This is a genomic window from Micromonospora sp. RV43 (assembly GCF_001029515.1).
Taxonomy (GTDB): domain Bacteria; phylum Actinomycetota; class Actinomycetes; order Mycobacteriales; family Micromonosporaceae; genus Micromonospora; species Micromonospora aurantiaca.
Map to the genome: position 1 here is coordinate 1 of NZ_LEKG01000005.1, position 20,162 is coordinate 20,162.

2 protein-coding genes are annotated in these 20,162 nt (G+C 75.7%); both read left to right on the plus strand.

Features of this window, described 5'->3' with window-relative positions; all coding sequences use genetic code 11:
• On the plus strand, window positions 1–5,988 hold a 5,988-nt coding region (locus ABD52_RS02575; RefSeq protein ID WP_047890655.1), incomplete at its 5' end, for a type I polyketide synthase.
• Window positions 5,989–6,034: 46 nt separating this feature from the next.
• On the plus strand, window positions 6,035–20,155 hold the full coding sequence (locus ABD52_RS02580) for a type I polyketide synthase (protein ID WP_047890656.1): 14,121 nt from the start codon (window positions 6,035–6,037) through the stop codon (window positions 20,153–20,155).
• The last annotated feature ends 7 nt before the right edge of the window (window positions 20,156–20,162 follow it).

Here is a 20,162-nt window from a genome sequence, read left to right on the forward strand (position 1 = left end):
GTGTCGGTGGACACGGCGTGTTCGTCGTCGTTGGTGGCGTTGCACCTGGCGGTGCAGTCGCTGCGGCGTGGCGAGTGCGACCTGGCCCTGGCCGGCGGCGTCACGGTCATGGCCACCCCCGGCACCTTCTTCGAGTTCTCCCGGCAGCGGGGACTGGCGGCCGACGGCCGGTGCAAGGCGTTCGCGGCGGGTGCCGACGGCACGGGCTGGGGTGAGGGTGTTGGTGTGCTGCTGGTGGAGCGGTTGTCGGACGCGCGGCGTAACGGTCACGAGGTGCTGGCGATCGTGCGGGGCAGTGCGGTCAATCAGGATGGTGCGTCGAACGGGCTGACGGCCCCGAACGGTCCGTCGCAGCAGCGGGTGATCCGCCAGGCGCTCGCCGGTGCCCGGCTGGGCAGCGCGGATGTCGACGTGGTGGAGGCGCACGGTACGGGCACGACGCTGGGTGACCCGATCGAGGCGCAGGCCCTGCTGGCGACCTACGGGCAGGGCCGGGAGGGACACGAGCCGCTGCTGCTCGGCTCGATCAAGTCGAACATCGGCCACACCCAGGCCGCCTCGGGTGTCGCCGGTGTGATCAAGATGGTGCTGGCGATGCGGGAGGGCGTGGTCCCGGCGACGCTGCACGTGGACGAGCCGTCGCCGCACATCGACTGGACCTCCGGTGCGGTGGAGCTGGCGACGCAGGCGCGGCCGTGGCCGGCGGTGGAGCGCCCGCGTCGGGCGGCGGTGTCGTCGTTCGGCATGTCCGGTACGAACGCCCACGTGATCATCGAGCAGGCCGACGAGCTGTCCGTCGCTCCGGTCGGGCACGGCCCGGGCCTGGTGGCCTCCGATGTCGTGGTGTGGCCGGTGTCGGCGCGGTCGAAGGGCGCGCTCGCGGGGCAGGCGGCCCGACTGGCGGACTTCCTGCGCGGGCGCGGCGCCGGCGGCGCCGGGCACCTCCAGCGGGCCAACGAAGCCGTGGTGGATGTGGCGGCGGTGGGCTGGTCCCTGGCTACGACCCGGTCGGCGTTCGGTCACCGTGCCGCTGTCGTCGGGTCGGGCACGGAGGAGTTGCTGGCGGGGCTGGAGGCCCTGTCCGCCGGTACCCCGGCGGGGAACCTCGTGACGGGTGCGGTTTCCGGCACCGGTGCGGGTGTGGTGTTCGTGTTCCCGGGTCAGGGTGCGCAGTCGGCACGAATGGCGGCGGGTCTCGTCGGTCGTGTGCCGGTGTTCGACGCGCGTCTGGCGGAGTGTCAGCGGGCGTTGGCGCCGTACCTGGATGTCGATCTGGTGTCGGTGTTGACCGGCGAGGATGAGTCGTGGCTGGAGCGGGTCGAGGTGGTGCAGCCGGTGCTGTGGGCCGTGGGTGTGGCTCTGGCGGCGGTGTGGCAGCACGCCGGGGTCACCCCGGCGGCGGTGGTCGGTCATTCGCAGGGCGAGATCGGCGCGGCGTGCGTGGCCGGGATCCTCAGCCTGGAGGACGCGGCGAAGGCGGTCGCGTTGCGGTCGCGGGCGCTGACGGTGCTGCGGGGTACAGGGACGATGGCGTCGGTCGACCTGTCGGCGGAGTCGGTGGCCGAGCGGCTGCCGGCGTTCCCGGGCGTCGGTGTCGCGGCGGTGAACGGTCCGTCGACGGTCGTGGTCTCGGGTCCGCCGCAGCCGGTCGCCGACCTGGTGGAGTCGTGTCAGGCCGACGGCGTTCGGGCCCGCCTGATCCCGGTCGACTACGCCTCGCATTCGGCGGCGGTGCAGGACGTCGCGGAGCAGTTGCGCGCCGACCTGGCCGACGTGACGCCGCAGCCGGGCCACACCCGCCTCGTGTCGACGCTCACCGGGGACTGGGTGGACCCGTCCTCGATGACGGCGGACTACTGGTACGACAACCTGCGGCAGACCGTCCAGTTCGACGCGGCGGTGCGGGTGGCCGTCGCCGCCGGGCACACCACGTTCGTCGAGATTTCCCCGCACCCGGTGCTGGCGATGCCGGTCACGGCGATCCTGGACGACGCCGGCGTGAGCGGGCACACGCTGGGCAGCCTGCGGCGCGGTGACGACGACGCGACGCGGCTGCTGACGAACCTCGCCACCGCGCACACGATCGGCCTGCCCGTCGACCTGACCAGGGTCCTCGCCGAGACCGGCACCGTCGCACTGCCCACGTACGCCTTCGAGCACGGACGCTACTGGCTGGACGCCCCCGCGCACCGCGTACGTGACGTCGGCTCCGCCGGCCTCCAGGATACCGGGCACCCGCTGCTCAGCGCGGCCGTACCCGTCGCCGACGACCGGACGGTGGTGCTGACCGGGCGGCTGTCGGTGCGTACCCACCCGTGGCTGGCCGACCACGCCGTCGGCGGCGCAGTGATCGTCCCCGGCACCGGCGTCGTCGACATGGTGGTCCGGGCCGGCGACGAGGTCGACGCCGGCCAGGTGGGCGACCTGACGCTGATCAACCCGCTGGTGCTCCCCGCGACCGGCGCGATGCAGGTGCAGGTCCGCGTGGGCCCGCCCGCCGACACCGGCGAGCGGAGCGTCACAGTGCACTCCCGCCCCGAGGAGGACGCCGACGCCGAGTGGACCCGGCACGCCGAGGGCCTCCTGCTGCCGCAGCTGCCCGACCCGGCCGCCGTACCAGGGCAGTGGCCGCCGGCCGGCGCCGTCGAGATCGACGCCGACCTGGACGCCTGGTACGCACAGATGGCCGAGGGTGGCCTCGGCTACGGCCCCGCCTTCCGTGGGCTGCGCCGGGTGTGGCGCGGCGACGGCGAGGTCTACGCCGAGGTGGCGCTCCCCGAGGAGGCGAGCGCCGACGCGTCCCGCTTCGGGCTGCACCCGGCCCTGTTCGACGCGGCCCTGCAGGCCAGCGGGGTCACCGCCCTGCTCGGCGACCCGGCGGACACCTCCGGGGCGGGCTGGATGCCGTTCGCCTTCCGCTCGGTCGCCCTGCACGCCCACGGGGCCACCCGGCTGCGGGCGCGGCTGCGCTCCCTCGGCCCGGACACCGTCGCGGTCACCCTCGCCGACACCGCCGGCCAGCCCGTCGCCACCGTCGAGTCGCTGACGTTCCGCCCCGTCGCCGCGGGCCGGGCCGACGAGGCGGCCGCGCTGCGCCGCACCTCGGTGTTCCACCTGGACTGGACGCCGCTGCCGGGTGCCGACGCGGCGGCGGGGCAGACGGTCAGCTGGGCGCTGCTCGGCGACGACACCCTCGGCCTCACCGGTGCGCTCACCGCCGCCGGGCACCCGGTGCGGTCCCACGCCGACCTGGCGGCGCTGGTCGCCGAGATCGGGGAGTCCGGGGACGTACCCGATATGGTGCTTGACCTGCGCTCCGGCGCGGAGCCGGACCCGCAGCGCGCCGGCGAGGCCGCGCACGACGCGGCCCGCGACGCGCTCGCGCTGGTGCAGCAGTGGCTGGGCGAGTCCCGGCTGGAGCGGTCCCGGCTGGTCCTGCACACCCGGGGCGCGGTCGGCGCGGCCCCGGGCGAGGCCCCCCGCGACCTGGCCCGGGCGAGCCTGTGGGGACTGGTCCGCTCCGCGCAGTCCGAGCACCCCGGCCGGTTCACGCTGCTCGACACCGACGACGACGCCGCCTCCCTGGCGGCCGTCCCGGCGGCCGTCGCCTCCGGCGAGCCGCAGCTCGCGCTCCGCGACGGCGCGCCGCTCGTGCCGCGGCTGACCCGGGCCCGCGACGCCGGGGTGCTGCCGCTGCCCGCCGGCGAGGTGCCATGGCGCCTCGACGTCACCGAGAAGGGCACGCTGGAGAACCTCGCCCTGCTGCCCGGCCCCGAGACGGCCGGGGAGCTGCCGGCGGGCCACGTCCTGGTCGGGATGCGCGCCTCCGGGCTGAACTTCCGCGACGTGGTGCTGGCCCTCGGCATGGTCCCCGACCAGGAGGTGCTGGGCAACGAGGGCGCCGGCGTGGTGCTCGGCGTGGGGCCGGGCGTCACCGACCTCGCCCCCGGCGACCGGGTGACGGGCATCTTCTCCGGCTCGTTCTCCTCGGCGGCGGTCACCGACCGCAGACTGCTCACCCGCATCCCCGACGGCTGGTCCTACACCGACGCCGCCGCCGTGCCCGTGGTCTTCCTGACCGCCTGGTACGGGCTGGTGGAGCTGGCCCGGCTGCGCGCGGGCGAGTCAGTGCTCGTCCACGCGGCGGCCGGCGGCGTCGGCATGGCCGCCGTGCAGATCGCCCGCCACCTCGGCGCGGAGGTCTACGGCACGGCCAGCCCCGGCAAGTGGCCGGCGCTGCGCGCCACCGGCTTCGACGACGCGCACCTCGCCTCCTCCCGCAGCCTCGACTTCGCCGACGAGTTCGCCCACCGCACCGGTGGCCGGGGCGTCGACGTGGTGCTCAACGCCCTGCGCGGCGAGTACGTCGACGCGTCGCTGCGGCTGCTCGCCGACGGCGGCCGGTTCGTCGAGATGGGCAAGACCGACAAGCGCGACCCGCAGCAGGTCGCCGCCGACCACCCGGGCGTCAGCTACCAGGTCTTCGACCTCATCGAGGCCGGCCCCGGGAAGATCGGCGCGATGCTGGGCGAACTGATGGCGCTCTTCGCCGCCGGTGCGCTGCGGCCCCTGCCCCGGCGCACCTGGGACGTCCGGCGCGCCCCCGAGGCGTTCCGCTTCCTCAGCCAGGCCCGGCACGTCGGCAAGCTCGCCCTGAGTATCCCGCAGACGCCCCGGCTCGACGGCACGGTCCTGGTCTCCGGGGCGACCGGCACCCTCGGCGCGCTGCTCTGCCGGCATCTGGTCACCGCGCACGGCGCCCGGCAACTGCTGCTGGTCAGCCGGCGCGGCCCGGACGCCGAGGGCGCCGACGACCTGCTCGCCGACCTCAAGGCCCTCGGCGCGGACGTGTCGATCGTCGCCGCCGACCTGGCCGACCCGGACGCCGTGGCGGACGTGCTGTCCACGGTGGACCGACGCCACCCGCTGCGCGCCGTCGTGCACGCCGCCGGCGTCCTCGACGACGCCACCGTCGAGTCGCTCACCCCCGACCGCCTCGCCGCGGTGCTGCGGCCCAAGGTCGACGTGGCGTGGAACCTGCACCGGGCCACCCTCGGCCACGAGCTGAGCGCGTTCGTGCTCTTCTCCGCCGCCGCGGGCGTGTTCGGCGGTCCCGGCCAGGGCAACTACGCCGCCGGCAACGCGTTCCTCGACGCCCTCGCCGAGCACCGGCGGGCCCTCGGCCTGCCGGCCGTCGCGCTGGCGTGGGGCCGCTGGGCGCAGGCCAGCGGCATGACCGGTCACCTCGACTCGGCCGACATCCGCCGCCTCGACCGGGGCGGCATGGCCGCCCTCTCCGACGCCGAGGGGCTCGCCCTGTTCGACGCGGTCTGGCGCTCGGAGCGGGCGACCCTCATGCCCGCCAAGATCGTCACCGGCGTGGCCGCGCCCGGGTCGCCCGTACACCCGCTGCTGACCAACCTGGTCCGCGCCGCCGGCCGCCGGGGCGCGGCCGGTGCGGCCACCGACGGGCAGGCGTACGCCGAGACGCTGCGCGCCCTGCCCGACGACAAGCGGGCACGCGCCCTGCGCGACCTGGTGCTGTCGCACGTGGCGGTCGTCCTCGGCCACGGCGACCCGGCCGGCATCGAGCCGACCCGGGCGTTCCGGGAACTCGGCTTCGACTCGCTCACCGCCGTCGAGCTGCGCAACCGGCTCGGCGCGGCCACCGGGCTGCGGCTGCCGGCGACGCTGGTCTTCGACAACCCGACGCCCGAGGCGCTCGCCGCCCACCTGGGCGGGCAGTTCGTCCCGGCGAACTCGGCGGGCGAGCCGTCGGGGGCGGGCCGGGAACTCGACCGGCTGGAGGCGGCGCTCGTCGGGCTGGACCCGGCCGACGACGAGTTCCGCCGGATCACCGACCGGCTGCACGGCCTGCTGGGCCGGCTGACCGAGCGGCAGGCGGACGCGGACGGCGACGACGACCTGGAGTCGGCCACCGCCGCGAACATCTTCGACCTGATCGACCGCGAGCTGGAGACGTCGTGACCACCAGCCGCAACGACATCGGCATGCCGAGTGAGGTAGGTCCACGGTGAGCAACGAGGACGAGAAGTACGTCGAGTACCTGAAGCGTACGACCTCGGAGCTGCGGCGTACCCGGCGTCGGCTGCGCGAGCTGGAGGCCCGCGACGCCGAGCCCGTCGCCATCGTGGCGATGAGCTGCCGTTACCCCGGCGGGGTCGACAGCCCCGAGGCGCTGTGGCAGCTCGTGCACGACGGCGGCGACGGGATCGGGCCGTTCCCCGCCGACCGGGGCTGGGACCTGGAGAACCTCTTCCACCCCGACCCCGACCACCCGGGCACCAGCTACGTGCGCGAGGGCGGCTTCGTCTACTCCGCCGCCGACTTCGACGCCGACCTGTTCGGCATCTCGCCCCGCGAGGCCGTCGCCATGGACCCGCAGCAGCGGCTGCTGCTGGAGACGTCCTGGGAGGCGTTCGAGCGGGCCGCGCTGCCGCTGCCGGCCGTCCGGGGCAGCCGCACCGGCGTCTTCGTCGGGGCGTCGTCGCACGGCTACGACGGCATGATGGCGCAGGCCGAGAACGGCGAGGGGCACCTGCTCACCGGCAACGCCACGAGCGTCATCTCCGGCCGCGTCGCGTACACGCTCGGGCTGGAGGGGCCGGCGGTCACCGTCGACACCGCCTGCTCGTCCTCGCTCGTCGCCCTTCACCTGGCCGCGCAGGCCCTGCGCAACGGCGACTGCGAGCTGGCCCTCGCGGGCGGCGTGACGGTGATGCCCACCCCGGCGGTCTTCGTCGGCTTCAGCCGGCAACGCGGCCTCGCCGCCGACGGCCGGTGCAAGGCGTTCGCCGCCGGCGCGGACGGCACCTCGTGGTCCGAGGGCATCGGCATCCTGCTGCTCACCCGGCTCTCCGACGCGCAGCGGCACGGCCACCCGGTGCTCGCCGTGATACGCGGCAGCGCGGTCAACCAGGACGGCGCGTCCAACGGGCTCAGCGCCCCGCACGGCCCCTCCCAGGTGCGCGTCATCCGCCAGGCCCTGGGCAACGCCCGCCTCACGCCCGAGCAGGTCGACGTGGTGGAGGCGCACGGCACGGGCACCCGGCTCGGCGACCCGATCGAGGCGCAGGCGCTGCTGGCCACGTACGGACAGGACCGGGGGGACTCCGCGCCGCTGCTGCTCGGGTCGGTCAAGTCGAACATCGGGCACACGCAGGCCGCCGCCGGCGTGGCCGGTGTGATCAAGATGGTGATGGCGATGCGGCACGGCGTCGTGCCGCCCACCCTGCACGTCGACGAGCCGTCCCCGCACATCGACTGGACCGCCGGGGCGGTCACCCTCGCCACCGCCGCGACGCCCTGGCCCGCCGTGGACCGGCCGCGCCGGGCCGCCGTGTCGTCGTTCGGCGTGTCCGGCACCAACGCGCACACCATCATCGAGCAGGCCCCGGCTCCCGCCGAGGTCGAGGCCGAGCCGACCACGCCGCAGGCCCGCACAGTGGCCCCCGTGCTGCTCTCCGCCCGCTCCGACGCCGCGCTCGCCGCGCAGGCCGGCCGCTGGGCCGCCCGGTTCGCCGCCGACGAGACCCTCCGCCCGCTCGACGTGGCCTTCTCGTCGGTCACCTTCCGCTCCACCCTGGACCGTCGGGCCGTGCTGTCCGCGACCGGCCGCGACGACCTGCTCGCGGGGCTGCGCGCCCTTGCCGCCGGGGAACCGGCCGGTACCGTCGTGACCGGTGCCGGGGCGCCGCGCGGCCAGCTCGCGGTGCTCTTCTCGGGTCAGGGCGCGCAGCGCGTCGGCATGGGCCGGGAGTTGTACGCCGAGTTCCCCGTGTTCGCCGCCGCGCTGGACGAGGTGTGCGGGCACCTGGATCGAGCCTTGCCGCGCCCCCTGCGTGAGGTGCTCTTCGCCGCTGAGGGCTCGGCCGACGCCGACCTGCTGGACCAGACGGTGTTCACGCAGGCCGGTCTGTTCGCCGTCGAGGTGGCGCTGTTCCGGCTGGTGGAGTCCTTCGGCGTCGCCCCCGACCTGGTCGGCGGTCACTCGATCGGCGAGGTCACGGCCGCGTACGTGGCCGGGGTGCTGTCGCTGGAGCACGCCTGCGCGCTGGTGACGGCGCGGGGCCGGTTGATGCAGGCGCTGCCCGCCGGGGGTGGGATGCTGGCCGTCGCGGCCACCGAGGCCGACGTCCTCGCCACGCTCGACGGCCTGGCCGACGTGGGGATCGCGGCGGTCAACGGGCCGACCTCGGTCGTGGTCTCGGGCGCCGTGGCGGCCCTGGACGAGGTGGAGCGGCTCTGGAAGAACCGGGGCGTACGCACCCGCCGCCTCACCGTCAGCCACGCGTTCCACAGTCCGCTGATGGAGCCGATGCTCGCCCAGTTCCGCGCCGTCCTCGACGGGTTGACGTTCTCCGCGCCGTCGCTGCCGGTGGTGTCGAACGTGACCGGTGCGCTGGCCGACGCCGACGAGATCCGTACGGCCGACTACTGGGTGCGTCACGTCCGCGAGGCCGTCCGCTTCGCCGACGGAATCACCGCGCTGCGCGCCGCCGGGGCGGACACGTTCCTGGAGGTCGGGCCGCGCAGCGTACTGACCGCGATGGTCGGCGACGCCCTGTCGGACGGGGCCGGTGTGCTCGCCGTGCCGGCGCAGCGCGGGGACCGGCCCGAGGCGCACGGGCTGCTGGCCGGGCTGGCGGAGCTGCACGTGCGCGGGGTCGCAGTCGACTGGCGGCAGTGGTTCGCCGAGACCGGCGCGCGGCGGGTGAACCTGCCCACGTACGCCTTCCAGCACCAGCGCTACTGGCCCGAGGCCGGCGGCACCGCCGTGACGGCCGCGCCGGGCGACGCCGCCGAGGGGGACTTCTGGGCGGCCGTGGAGCGCGGCGACCTGACCGGGGTCGCCGCCCACCTGGCCGTGCAGGACGACCCCGCCGCGGTCGAGGCCCTCGCCCCGGCCGTACCGGTGCTCTCGTCGTGGCGACGGGCCCGGCAGCGCGACGCCGTGGTGGACGGCTGGACGTACCGGATCGACTGGGAGCCGGTACGCCCCGCCGCCGCGCCCGCGCTGACCGGCCGCTGGCTGGTCGTCACCGCCGACGCCGACGACGCCGGGGCGGCCGGCACGCTGACCGGCGCGGGCGCCCACGTCGACACGCTCACCGTCGCCCCCGGCGTCGACCGTGCCGAGCTGACCGGGCTGCTGCGCGGCCACGGCGAGCAGGGCTGGACCGGTGTGCTCTGCGTGCTCCCCGCGACCGACCGGGCGCTGCCGGACGCCCCGGCCGTCTCCGTCGGCGCCGCGCTGCTGCTCACCCTCACCCAGGCGCTCGCCGACGCCGGCCTGCCCGGCCGGCTCTGGTGCCTCACCCGGGGCGCCGTGCGCGTCGGGGCCGGCGAGACCCTCACCGACCCCTGGCCCGCCCTGGCCTGGGGCCTGGGCCGGGTCGTCGCGCTCGAACAGCCCGACCGCTGGGGCGGCCTGATCGACCTGCCCGCCCGCGCCGAGCGCACCGCGGCGGACGCGCTGCTCGCCGTCCTCGCCGACGCCGGCCACGACCAGGTGGCGATCCGCCCCCAGGGCGTCTTCGGCCGGCGGCTGGTGCCGGCCGCGCCGCCCGCGGGTGCGGGTTGGCGGCCCGCCGGGACGGTGCTGGTGACCGGTGGTACGGGTGCGCTGGGTCGGCACGTGGCGCGCTGGTTGCTGGCGAACGGGGCGGCCGAGGTGGTGCTGGCGTCGCGGCGGGGTCCGGCGGCGCCGGGCGCTGCGGAGCTGGTCGACGAGTTGGGCGCGGTACGCGTGGTGGCGTGCGACGTCACCGATCGGGCGGCCGTCGACGCCCTCGTGGCCGGCCTGCCGGAGTTGACCGCCGTCGTGCACACCGCCGGCGTGATCGACGACGGCGTCCTCGACGGGCTCGACCTGGGCCGGATGCAGACCGTCCTCGACGGCAAGGTCCGCGCCGCCCAGGTGCTGCACGAGGCCACCGCCCACCGCGACCTCGACGCGTTCGTGCTCTTCTCCTCCCTCGCCGGGATCATCGGCAGCGCCGGACAGGGCAACTACGCGGCGGCCAACGCCTATCTCGACGCGTTCGCGGCCTGGCGACGCGACCAGGGCCTGCCCGGCACCGCCATCGCCTGGGGCGCCTGGGCCGAGGACGGCATGGCCGCCGCGCTGACCGCCCGGCTCGCCCGGGGCGGCGTCGACGCGCTCCCCGCCGCAGAGGCCGTCACCGCCCTCGGCCGGCTGGTCAACACCGCCGAGCCGGCCGTCACCGTCGCCGCCGTCGACTGGGGCCGCCTCGCCGCCTCCTGGGGCCGCCCGACGCCACTGATCGCCGCCCTGCCCGGGGTGCCCGCCGTGCCCACCGGCCCCGCCCGCGCCGTGGTGGTCGGCCGGTCCCTGCCGCAGCTCGCCGACCTCGTACGCACCCAGGCCGCCGTCGTGCTCGGCTACCCGGCCGGCCGGCCGCTGCCCGAGCGCACCTTCCGCGACCTCGGCTTCGACTCGCTCACCGCCGTCGAGCTGCGCAACCGGCTCACCGCCGAGACCGGGATGACCCTGCCCGCCACGCTGGTCTTCGACCACCCCACGGTCGCCGAACTCGCCGCCCACCTGCACGGCCTCACCGCCGGGCACACCACCGGCGAGGTGGTCGCCGACGGCACCGGCCGCGACCGCGAACCGATCGCCATCGTCGCCATGAGCTGCCGCTTCCCCGGCGGGGTCACCTCGCCCGAGCAGCTCTGGGACCTGCTGGCCACCGGCACCGACGCGCTGAGCCTGATGCCCGGCGAGCGCGGCTGGAACCTCGCCGAGCTGTACCACCCCGACCCCGAGCACCTCGGCACCAGCTACGTCCGGGAGGGCGGCTTCGTCGCCGGAGCCGGCGAGTTCGACCCGGCGTTCTTCGGCATCAGCCCCCGCGAGGCCCTCGCCATGGACCCGCAGCAGCGGCTGCTGCTGGAGACCACCTGGGAGGCGTTCGAGCGGGCCCGGATCGACCCGACCGCCCTGCGCGGCAGCCGCACCGGCGTGTACGTCGGCACCAACGGCCAGGACTACGGCTCGCTGCTGATGGCCAACGGGGACGTCGACGAGAACTACCTCGCCACCGGCACCTCCGCCAGCGTCATCTCCGGCCGGCTGGCGTACACCTTCGGACTGCACGGCCCGGCGGTCACCGTCGACACGGCCTGCTCGTCGTCGCTGGTCGCGATGCACCTGGCCGCGCAGGCCCTCCAGACGGGCGAGTGTGACCTCGCCCTGGCCGGCGGCGCCACCGTGATGGCCACCCCCGGCATCTTCGTCGGCTTCTCCCGCCAGCGTGGCCTCGCCGCCGACGGCCGGTGCAAGCCGTTCGCCGGAGCCGCCGACGGCACCGGCTGGGGCGAGGGCGTCGGCCTGCTGGTGCTCCAGCGCCTCTCCGACGCCCGCCGCGACGGCAACCCGGTCCTCGCCGTGCTGCGCGGCAGCGCCGTCAACCAGGACGGCGCCTCCAACGGCCTCACCGCACCCAACGGCCCCGCCCAGCAGCGGGTGATCCGGCAGGCCCTCGCCAACGCCGGACTCACCGCCGACCAGGTGGACGCCGTCGAGGCGCACGGCACCGGCACCACCCTCGGCGACCCGATCGAGGCGCAGGCGCTCATCGCCACGTACGGCCAGGACCGGCCCGCCGACCGGCCGCTCTGGCTCGGCTCGATCAAGTCGAACATCGGGCACACCCAGGCGGCGGCCGGCGTCGCCGGGGTGATGAAGATGGTCCTGGCCATGCGGCACGGGGTGCTGCCGCCCACCCTGCACGTGGACGAGCCCACCCCGCACGTCGACTGGACCGCCGGCAGCGTCGAGCTGCTCACCGCCGCCCGGCCGTGGGAGCCGGCCGACGGGGTACGCCGCGCCGCCGTCTCCTCGTTCGGGATCAGCGGCACCAACGTGCACACCATCCTCGAACAGGCCCCCGCCGACGAGCCGGAGCCCGGACCGGCAGCCGACGTGCCGACCGGGGAACTGCCCTGGGTCCTCTCCGGGCGCACCGTCGACGCCCTCACCGCCCGCAGCCGGGACCTGCGCGAGCACCTCGGCACAGTGGACGACGACGCGCTCGCCGACGTCGGCTGGTCGCTGGCCGCCACCCGCGCCGCCCACGACCACCGGGCCGTCGTCTTCGCCGCCGACCGCGACGACCTGGCCGCGTCCCTCGACGCGCTCGCCGCCGGCCGGCCCGGCCCGCAGACCGTCACCCGCCTCCCCGGCACGCCGGGCGAGGTCGCGTTCGTCTTCCCGGGCCAGGGCTCGCAGTGGGCCGGGATGGCCGCCGAGCTGCTCGACACCGCCCCCGTCTTCGCGGAGACGTTCGCCGCCTGCGCCGAGGCGCTGCGCCCGTACGTCGACTGGTCACCGACCGACGTGGTGCGCGGCGCGCCCGACGCCCCGTCGCTGGAGCGCGTCGACGTCGTGCAGCCCACCCTGTTCGCGGTCAGCGTCTCGCTCGCCGCGCTCTGGGAGTCGTACGGGGTGCGCCCCGCAGCCGTCGTCGGCCACTCCCAGGGCGAGATCGCCGCCGCGTACGTCGCCGGTGGCCTCACCCTCGACGACGCGGCGGCCGTGGTCGCGCTGCGCAGCCGGATCATCGCCGGCATCGCCGGGGACGGCGGCATGGTCTCGGTCGCCACCACCGCCGACGAGGCCACCGCGACGATCGCCCGCTGGGCTGGCCGCATCGCCCTGGCCGCCGTCAACGGACCCACCTCCGTCGTGGTCTCCGGCGACGGCGCCGCCCTCGACGAGCTCGTCGCCCACTACGAGTCCCGCGAGGTGCGGGTGCGCCGCGTGCCCGTGGACTACGCCTCCCACTCCGCCCACGTCGAGCAGCTGCGCGAGCAGCTCCTGGAACTGCTCGCCGGGCTGCGGCCCCGCACCGGCGAGGTCCGGTTCCGCTCCACAGTCGAGGGCGACTGGCTCGACACCGCCGCCCTCGACGCCGACTACTGGTACCGCAACCTGCGGCAGACCGTCCGCTTCGACGAGGCGGTACGCAGCCTCGTCACCGCCGGCTACCAGACCTTCGTCGAGGTCAGCGCCCACCCGGTGCTGACCATGGCCGTGCAGGAGAGCGTCGAGCTGGCCGCCGCCGACCCGGACGCGGTCACCGTCACCGGCAGCCTGCGCCGGGGCGAGGGCGGCCTCGGCCGCTTCCTGCGCGCCCTGGCCGAGGTCTGGGCCGGGGGTACGGCCGTGGACTGGCGGCCCGCCTTCGCCGGTCTCGCCGGGCGTCGTCTCGACCTGCCCACGTATCCGTTCCAGCGGCAGCTCTACTGGCCGCAGCCGTCAACCGCGCCCGCCCCCGCGGCCGCCGGTCCCGTGGCCGACGACGAGGTCGACGCCCGGTTCTGGGCGGCCGTCGAGGCGGAGGACCTGACCGCGCTCACGGCCGAACTCTCCGCCACGGCCGAGTCGCGGCCCGTCCCGGAGACGGCGTTCGCCGACGTGCTGCCGGTGCTCGCCGCCTGGCGTCGCCGGCACCGCGACCAGGCCACCGTGGACTCCTGGCGGTACCGGGACAACTGGACGCCCGTCGCTCCCGACGCCTCCGGCGAGCCGGCAGCCACCGGCACCTGGTGGCTGCTCACCGGCCCCGACGACACCGGCGCGGCCGAGGCCGACTTCTGCACCGACGCATTGCGGCGGCACGGCGGCACCGTCGTACCGCTGGCGCTGGACGCCGACCGCACGGACCGCGCGGCGCTCGCCGCTCGGCTGCGCGACCTCGCCGACGGCGGCCCTCGCCCCGCCGGGATCGTGTCGCTGCTGCCGCTCGACGAGACGCCCGCCCCGGCGCACCAGTCGGTGCCGGTCGGTTTCGCCGGCACCGTCACCCTCGTGCAGGCGCTCGGCGACGCCGGAGTCCGCGCGCCGCTGTGGTGCCTCACCCGGGGTGCCGTCGCCACCGGCCCGGCCGACCCGCTGCCGCACCCGCTCCAGCAGCTCACCTGGGGCTTCGGCCGGGTCGCCGCACTCGAACACCCGGACCGCTGGGGCGGCCTCGTGGACCTGCCCGACGAACTCGACGACGCGGCCGGCCGACGGCTGGTCCGTGTCCTCGCCGGCGCCGACGGCGAGGACCAGGTCGCGCTGCGGTGGGCCGGCGCCTTCGGCCGGCGACTGCTGCACGCCCCGCTCGGCGACGCCCCCGCCCCGCGCACCTGGCGACCGTCGGGCACCGCCCTGGTCACCGGCGGCACCGGCGCGCTCGGCGGACACATGGCCCGCTGGCTCGCCGCCAACGGCGCCGCGCACCTGGTGCTGGTCAGCCGGCGCGGCCGGCAGGCCGAGGGCATCGCCGACCTCGAGGCCGAGCTGGTCGCACTGGGCGCCCGGGTCACCGTCGCCGCCTGCGACGCCGCCGACCGGTCGGCGCTCGCCGCCGTCCTCGCCGACCTGCCGCCCGAGCACCCGCTGACCACAGTCGTGCACACCGCCGCCGTCCTCGACGACTCGGTGATCAACTCGCTGACCCTGGAGCAGGTCGACTACGCGCTCAGCGCGAAGGTCACGACCGCGCTGAACCTGCACGAGCTGACCCGCGAGCTGGACCTCGACGCGTTCATCCTGTTCTCCTCGATGGCCGGCACCGTCGGCAGCTCCGGCGTGGGCAACTACGCCCCCGGCAACGCGTTCCTCAACGCCCTCGCCGAGCACCGGCGCGCCCTCGGCCTGCCCGCCACCTCCATCGGCTGGGGCGCCTGGGGCGGCGGCGGCATGGCCGACGGCGAGTTCGGCCGGATGCTGCACCGCCACGGCGCACCCGAGATGCCCCCGCGCCTCGCCGTCGCGGCCCTGCACCAGGCCGTCGAGCACGACGAGACCTTCCTGACCATCTCGAACATCGCCTGGGACCGGTTCTTCGTCGCGTTCACCGCCACCCGTCCCGGCCCGCTGATCTCGGAGATCCCCGAGGCGCAGCGGTTGCAGGCCACCAAGGGCCTCGCCGAGACGAAGGAGACCGACGAGGCCGGCCCCGCCGGCGCGTTCACCCGGATGAGCGCCGCCGAGCGCCAGCAGGCGCTGCTCGATCTGGTCCGCGACCAGGCGGCCGCGGTCCTCAAGTACGCCGACGGCCAGGCCGTCGACCCGCACCACGCGTTCCGGGACCTCGGCTTCGACTCGGTGACGGCGGTGGAGCTGCGCAACCGGCTCGCCACCGCCACCTCGCTGCGGCTGCCGGTGACCCTGGTCTTCGACTACCCGTCGCCGACCGCGCTCGCCCGGCACCTGCACGAGGAGTTGGGCGGCGAGGCCGCCGTGGCCGTCGAGGCCGCCCCGGTGACGCTCGGCGACGACGAGCCGGTGGCCATCGTCGCCATGTCCTGCCGCTTCCCCGGCGGGGCGAACGACCCCGAGCGGTTCTGGCAGATGCTGCACGCCGGCCGCGACGCCGTGTCCGACCTACCCGGCGATCGGGGTTGGGACGTCGAGAAGCTCTACGACCCCGACCCCTATTCCACCGGCACCTCATACGTCCGCAGCGGCGCCTTCCTCTATGAGGCGGCGGAGTTTGATGCCGGTTTCTTCGGGATTTCCCCCCGTGAGGCCTTGGCGATGGACCCGCAGCAGCGGTTGTTGCTGGAGGTTTCGTGGGAGGCGGTCGAGCGGGCAGGGGTTGAGCCTGGGGTTCTTCGGGGTTCGCGAACAGGGGTGTTCGTGGGCACGAATGGTCAGGACTATGGGGCCCTGCTGATGGTGGCGGGGGACGAGGTGGAGGGCTTCGCTGGCACGGGGAACGCCGCGAGTGTGGTGTCGGGTCGGGTGGCGTACGCGTTGGGGTTGGAGGGGCCGGCGGTGTCGGTGGACACGGCGTGTTCGTCGTCGCTTGTGGCGTTGCACCTGGCGGTGCAGTCGCTGCGGCGTGGCGAGTGCGACCTGGCCCTGGCCGGTGGCGTGACCGTGATGGCGACGCCCGGGCTGTTCGTGGAGTTCTCGCGGCAGCGGGGCCTGGCGGCCGACGGCCGGTGCAAGGCGTTCGCGGCGGGTGCCGACGGCACGGGCTGGGGCGAGGGCGTGGGCGTGCTGGTGGTGGAGCGGTTGTCGGACGCGCGGCGTAACGGTCATGAGGTGCTGGCGATCGTGCGGGGCAGTGCGGTCAATCAGGATGGTGCGTCGAACGGGCTGACGGCCCCGAACGGTCCGTCGCAGCAGCGGGTGATCCGCCAGGCGCTGGCGTCGGCCCGCCTCACCACGGCCGACGTGGACGTGGTCGAGGCCCACGGCACGGGCACCACCCTCGGCGACCCGATCGAGGCGCAGGCCCTGCTCGCCACGTACGGGCAGGAGCGCGACGAGCCGCTGCTGCTCGGCTCCGTGAAGTCGAACATCGGCCACACCCAGGCCGCCGCCGGCGTCGCCGGTGTGATCAAGATGGTGCTGGCGATGCGGGAGGGCGTGGTCCCCGCGACGCTGCACGTGGACGAGCCGTCCCCGCACATCGACTGGAACTCCGGGGCCGTCGAGCTGGCGATCGAGTCGCGGCCGTGGCCGGCCGTGGGCCGGGCGCGCCGGTCGGCGGTGTCCTCGTTCGGCATCTCCGGCACCAACGCCCACGTCATCATCGAACTGCCCGAGGACCTCCCCGCCGAGAGCGTGGAGCCCGACGGCGAGGCCGCCGAGGATCGCAGCCCGGGGCTCGTGGCCTCCGACGTCGTCGTCTGGACGGTGTCGGGGCGGTCGAAGGGCGCGCTGGCCGGTCAGGCCGCTCGCCTGGCCCAGCACGTCCGCGCGCACGCCGACCTCGACGCGGCGGTGTTGGGCTGGTCCCTCGCCGCCACCCGGTCGACGTTCGACCAGCGGGCCGCCGTCGTCGGGGCCACCGTGGCCGAGTTGCTGGCGGGGCTCGACGCCCTGTCCGCCGGCGCGCCGGCGGGGAACCTCGTCACGGGTACGGCCTCCGGAACCGGTGCGGTGTTCGTGTTCCCGGGTCAGGGTGCGCAGTCGGCGCGGATGGCGGCCGGTCTCGTCGGTCGTGTGCCGGTGTTCGACGCGCGGCTGGCGGAGTGTCAGCGGGCGTTGGCGCCGTACCTGGACGTCGATCTGGGGTCGGTGTTGACCGGTGACGACGAGTCGTGGTTGGCGCGGGTCGAGGTGGTGCAGCCGGTGCTGTGGGCCGTGGGTGTGGCTCTGGCGGCGGTGTGGCAGCACGCCGGGGTCACCCCGGCTGCGGTGGTCGGTCACTCGCAGGGCGAGATCGGCGCGGCGTGTGTGGCGGGGATCCTCAGCCTGGAGGATGCGGCGAAGGCGGTCGCGTTGCGGTCGCGGGCGCTGACGGTGCTGCGGGGCACCGGGACGATGGCGTCGGTCGACCTGTCGGCGGAGGCGGTGGCCGAGCGGCTCGGGGAGTTCCCCGGGGTGGGCGTTGCGGCGGTGAACGGTCCGTCGACGGTGGTGGTGTCGGGTCCGCCGCGGCCGGTTGCCGACCTCGTGGAGGCGTGCCAGGCCGACGGGGTGCGGGCGCGGTTGATTCCGGTGGACTACGCGTCGCACTCCGTGGCGGTGCAGGACGTCGCGGAGCAGTTGCGCGCCGACCTGGCCGACGTGACTCCGCGACAGGGCAACGTCCGGCTCGTCTCCACCCTCACCGGGGACTGGGTGGACCCGTCCTCGATGACGGCGGACTACTGGTACGACAATCTGCGGCAGACCGTCCAGTTCGAGGCCGCCGTCCGGGTGGCCGTCGAGGCGGGTCACACGACGTTCGTGGAGATCTCCCCGCATCCGGTGCTGGCGATGCCGGTCACGGCGATCCTGGACGACGCCGGCGTCACCGGGCACACGCTGGGCAGCCTGCGGCGCGGTGACGACGACGCGACGCGGCTGCTGACGAACCTCGCCACCGCCCACACGATCGGTCTGCCCGTCGACCTGACGGCCGTACTCGCCGAGACCGACACCGTCGCACTGCCCACGTACGCCTTCGACCGCAGCCGCTTCTGGCCGACCGCGGCGACCCGGCAGGACGGCGCCGAGGAGACCCCGAGCGGCGTCGACTCCGCGTTCTGGGCGGCCGTCGAGAGCGAGGACCTGGCCGCGCTCGCGGAACTCACCGAGCAGGACGCGACGGAATCCCTGGAACGGCTGGGCGCGGCCCTGCCCGTGCTCGCCTCCTGGCGACGCCAGCAGCGCAACCGCTCCGCCCTGGACGACCTGCGCTACCGCAGCGTCTGGCAGCCGTACACCGGGACGCCCGTCAGCTTCCTCCCCGGCGCCTGGTGGGTGATCGCCGACGCACGGCACCCGGAGGAGGGCGAGGCCGCCGTCGCCGAGCTGTCCCGCCGGGGCGCCGATGTCCGGCTGGTGTCGCTGCCGGAGAACCTGACCGACCGTGCCGCCCTCACCGCGCACCTGAGCGGTGTCACCCGTACCGCCGACGGCGGGCCGGCCCCGGTCGACGGGGTGCTGTCCCTGCTCGCCCTCGCCGACGGCCCGGTCGACGACACCCAGCCGGTGCCGCCGTTCCTCGCCCGGTCGCTCGCGCTGATCCAGGCGCTCGGCGACCTCGACGTCGCCGCGCCGCTGTGGTGCGTCACCCGGGGCGCCGCCGGCACCACCCGGAGCGGCACGCCCAGCCGACCGGAGCAGTCGCTGCTCTGGGGCCTCGGCCGGGTCGTGGCCCTCGAACACCCCGAGCGGTGGGGCGGCCTGGTCGACGTACCGGCCACCCTGGACGACCACGGCTGGGACCTGCTCTGCGCCGCCCTCGCCGGACTCGACGGCGAGGACCAGCTCGCGGTCGACGGCGCCACCATCCTGGTCCGCCGGCTGGTGCGGGCACCCGGCGGCGAGGCGCCCGCCGACGACGCCGGCTACCCGGGCACGACGCTGGTCACCGGCGGCACCGGCGCGCTCGGCGCGGAGGTGGCCCGCTGGCTGGCCGCCCGGGGCGCCGAGCACCTGATGCTCGTCAGCCGCCGTGGCGCGGACGCCCCCGGCGCCGCCGAACTCGTCCGCGAGCTGACCGGGGCGGGCACCCGGGTGACCGTCGCGGCCTGCGACGTGGCCGACCGGGCCGCGCTGGCCAAGCTGCTCGACGAGGTACCCGCCGACGCGCCGCTGACCAGCGTCGTGCACGCGGCCGGCGTCCTCGAGGACGGGGTGCTCGACGGGCTCACCGCCGACCGCCTCGCCACCGTCCTGCGCCCCAAGGTGCTCGGTGCCCTGCACCTGCACGAGCTGACCGTCGGGCGGGAACTGCGCGCGTTCGTGCTGTTCTCCGCGCTGGCCGGGCAGCTCGGCGCCGCCGGTCAGGGCAGCTACGCCGCCGCCAACGCCTACCTCGACGCCCTCGCCGAGCAGCGGCACCGGCAGGGCCTGCCGGCCACCTCGGTCGCCTGGGGCCCCTGGGCGGCCGGCGGGATGGCCACCACCGACCCTGCCGTGGAGGAGCGCCGCCGGCGTACCGGCGTGGCCCGCCTCGACACCGCGCCCGCGCTCACGGCGCTCGCGCAGTGCGTCGCGCGGGGCGAGCCGGCGACGATGGTGGCCGGCATCGACTGGGCCCGTTACGTGCCCGGCTTCGTCGCCGTGCGGCCCAGCCCGCTCATCGCGGGCGTGGCCGAGGCGCGGCGGGCCGTCGCCGAGCGGGCCGAGGACACCGGCGTCTCCGCGGAGTCCCTGGCCGCCCTGCTCGCCGGGCAGACCGACGCCGAACGACGCAAGACCCTGCTGGAGCTGGTACGCGGGCAGGCCGCCGCGGTGCTCGGCCACGCCTCGATGGACGCCGTCGAGCCGGACCGGGCGTTCCGCGAACTCGGCTTCGACTCGCTGACCGCCGTGGAGCTGCGCAACCGGCTCACCGCGGCGACCGGCGTCCGGCTGCCCGCCACGGTCGTCTTCGACTACCCGACCGCCGCCGGGCTGGCCGAGTACGTGCGGGCCGCCGTCGTCGACGGCGGGGTGGTCGGGGTCGCACCGGTCTTCGGCGAGCTGGACAGGTTGGAAGCGGCGCTCTCCGGCTCGGCGCCGGACCGCAGCGCCCGAATTCGGATCACCGAGCGGCTGCGGGCGCTGCTGGCCTCCCTCAACGAGGCCGACGCCCCGGCGGACGGCGACACCGTCGCCGAGAAGCTCCAGGACGCGACGCCGGACGAGGTCTTCGACTTCATCGACCGCGAGCTGGGGATGTCCTGACGTGATC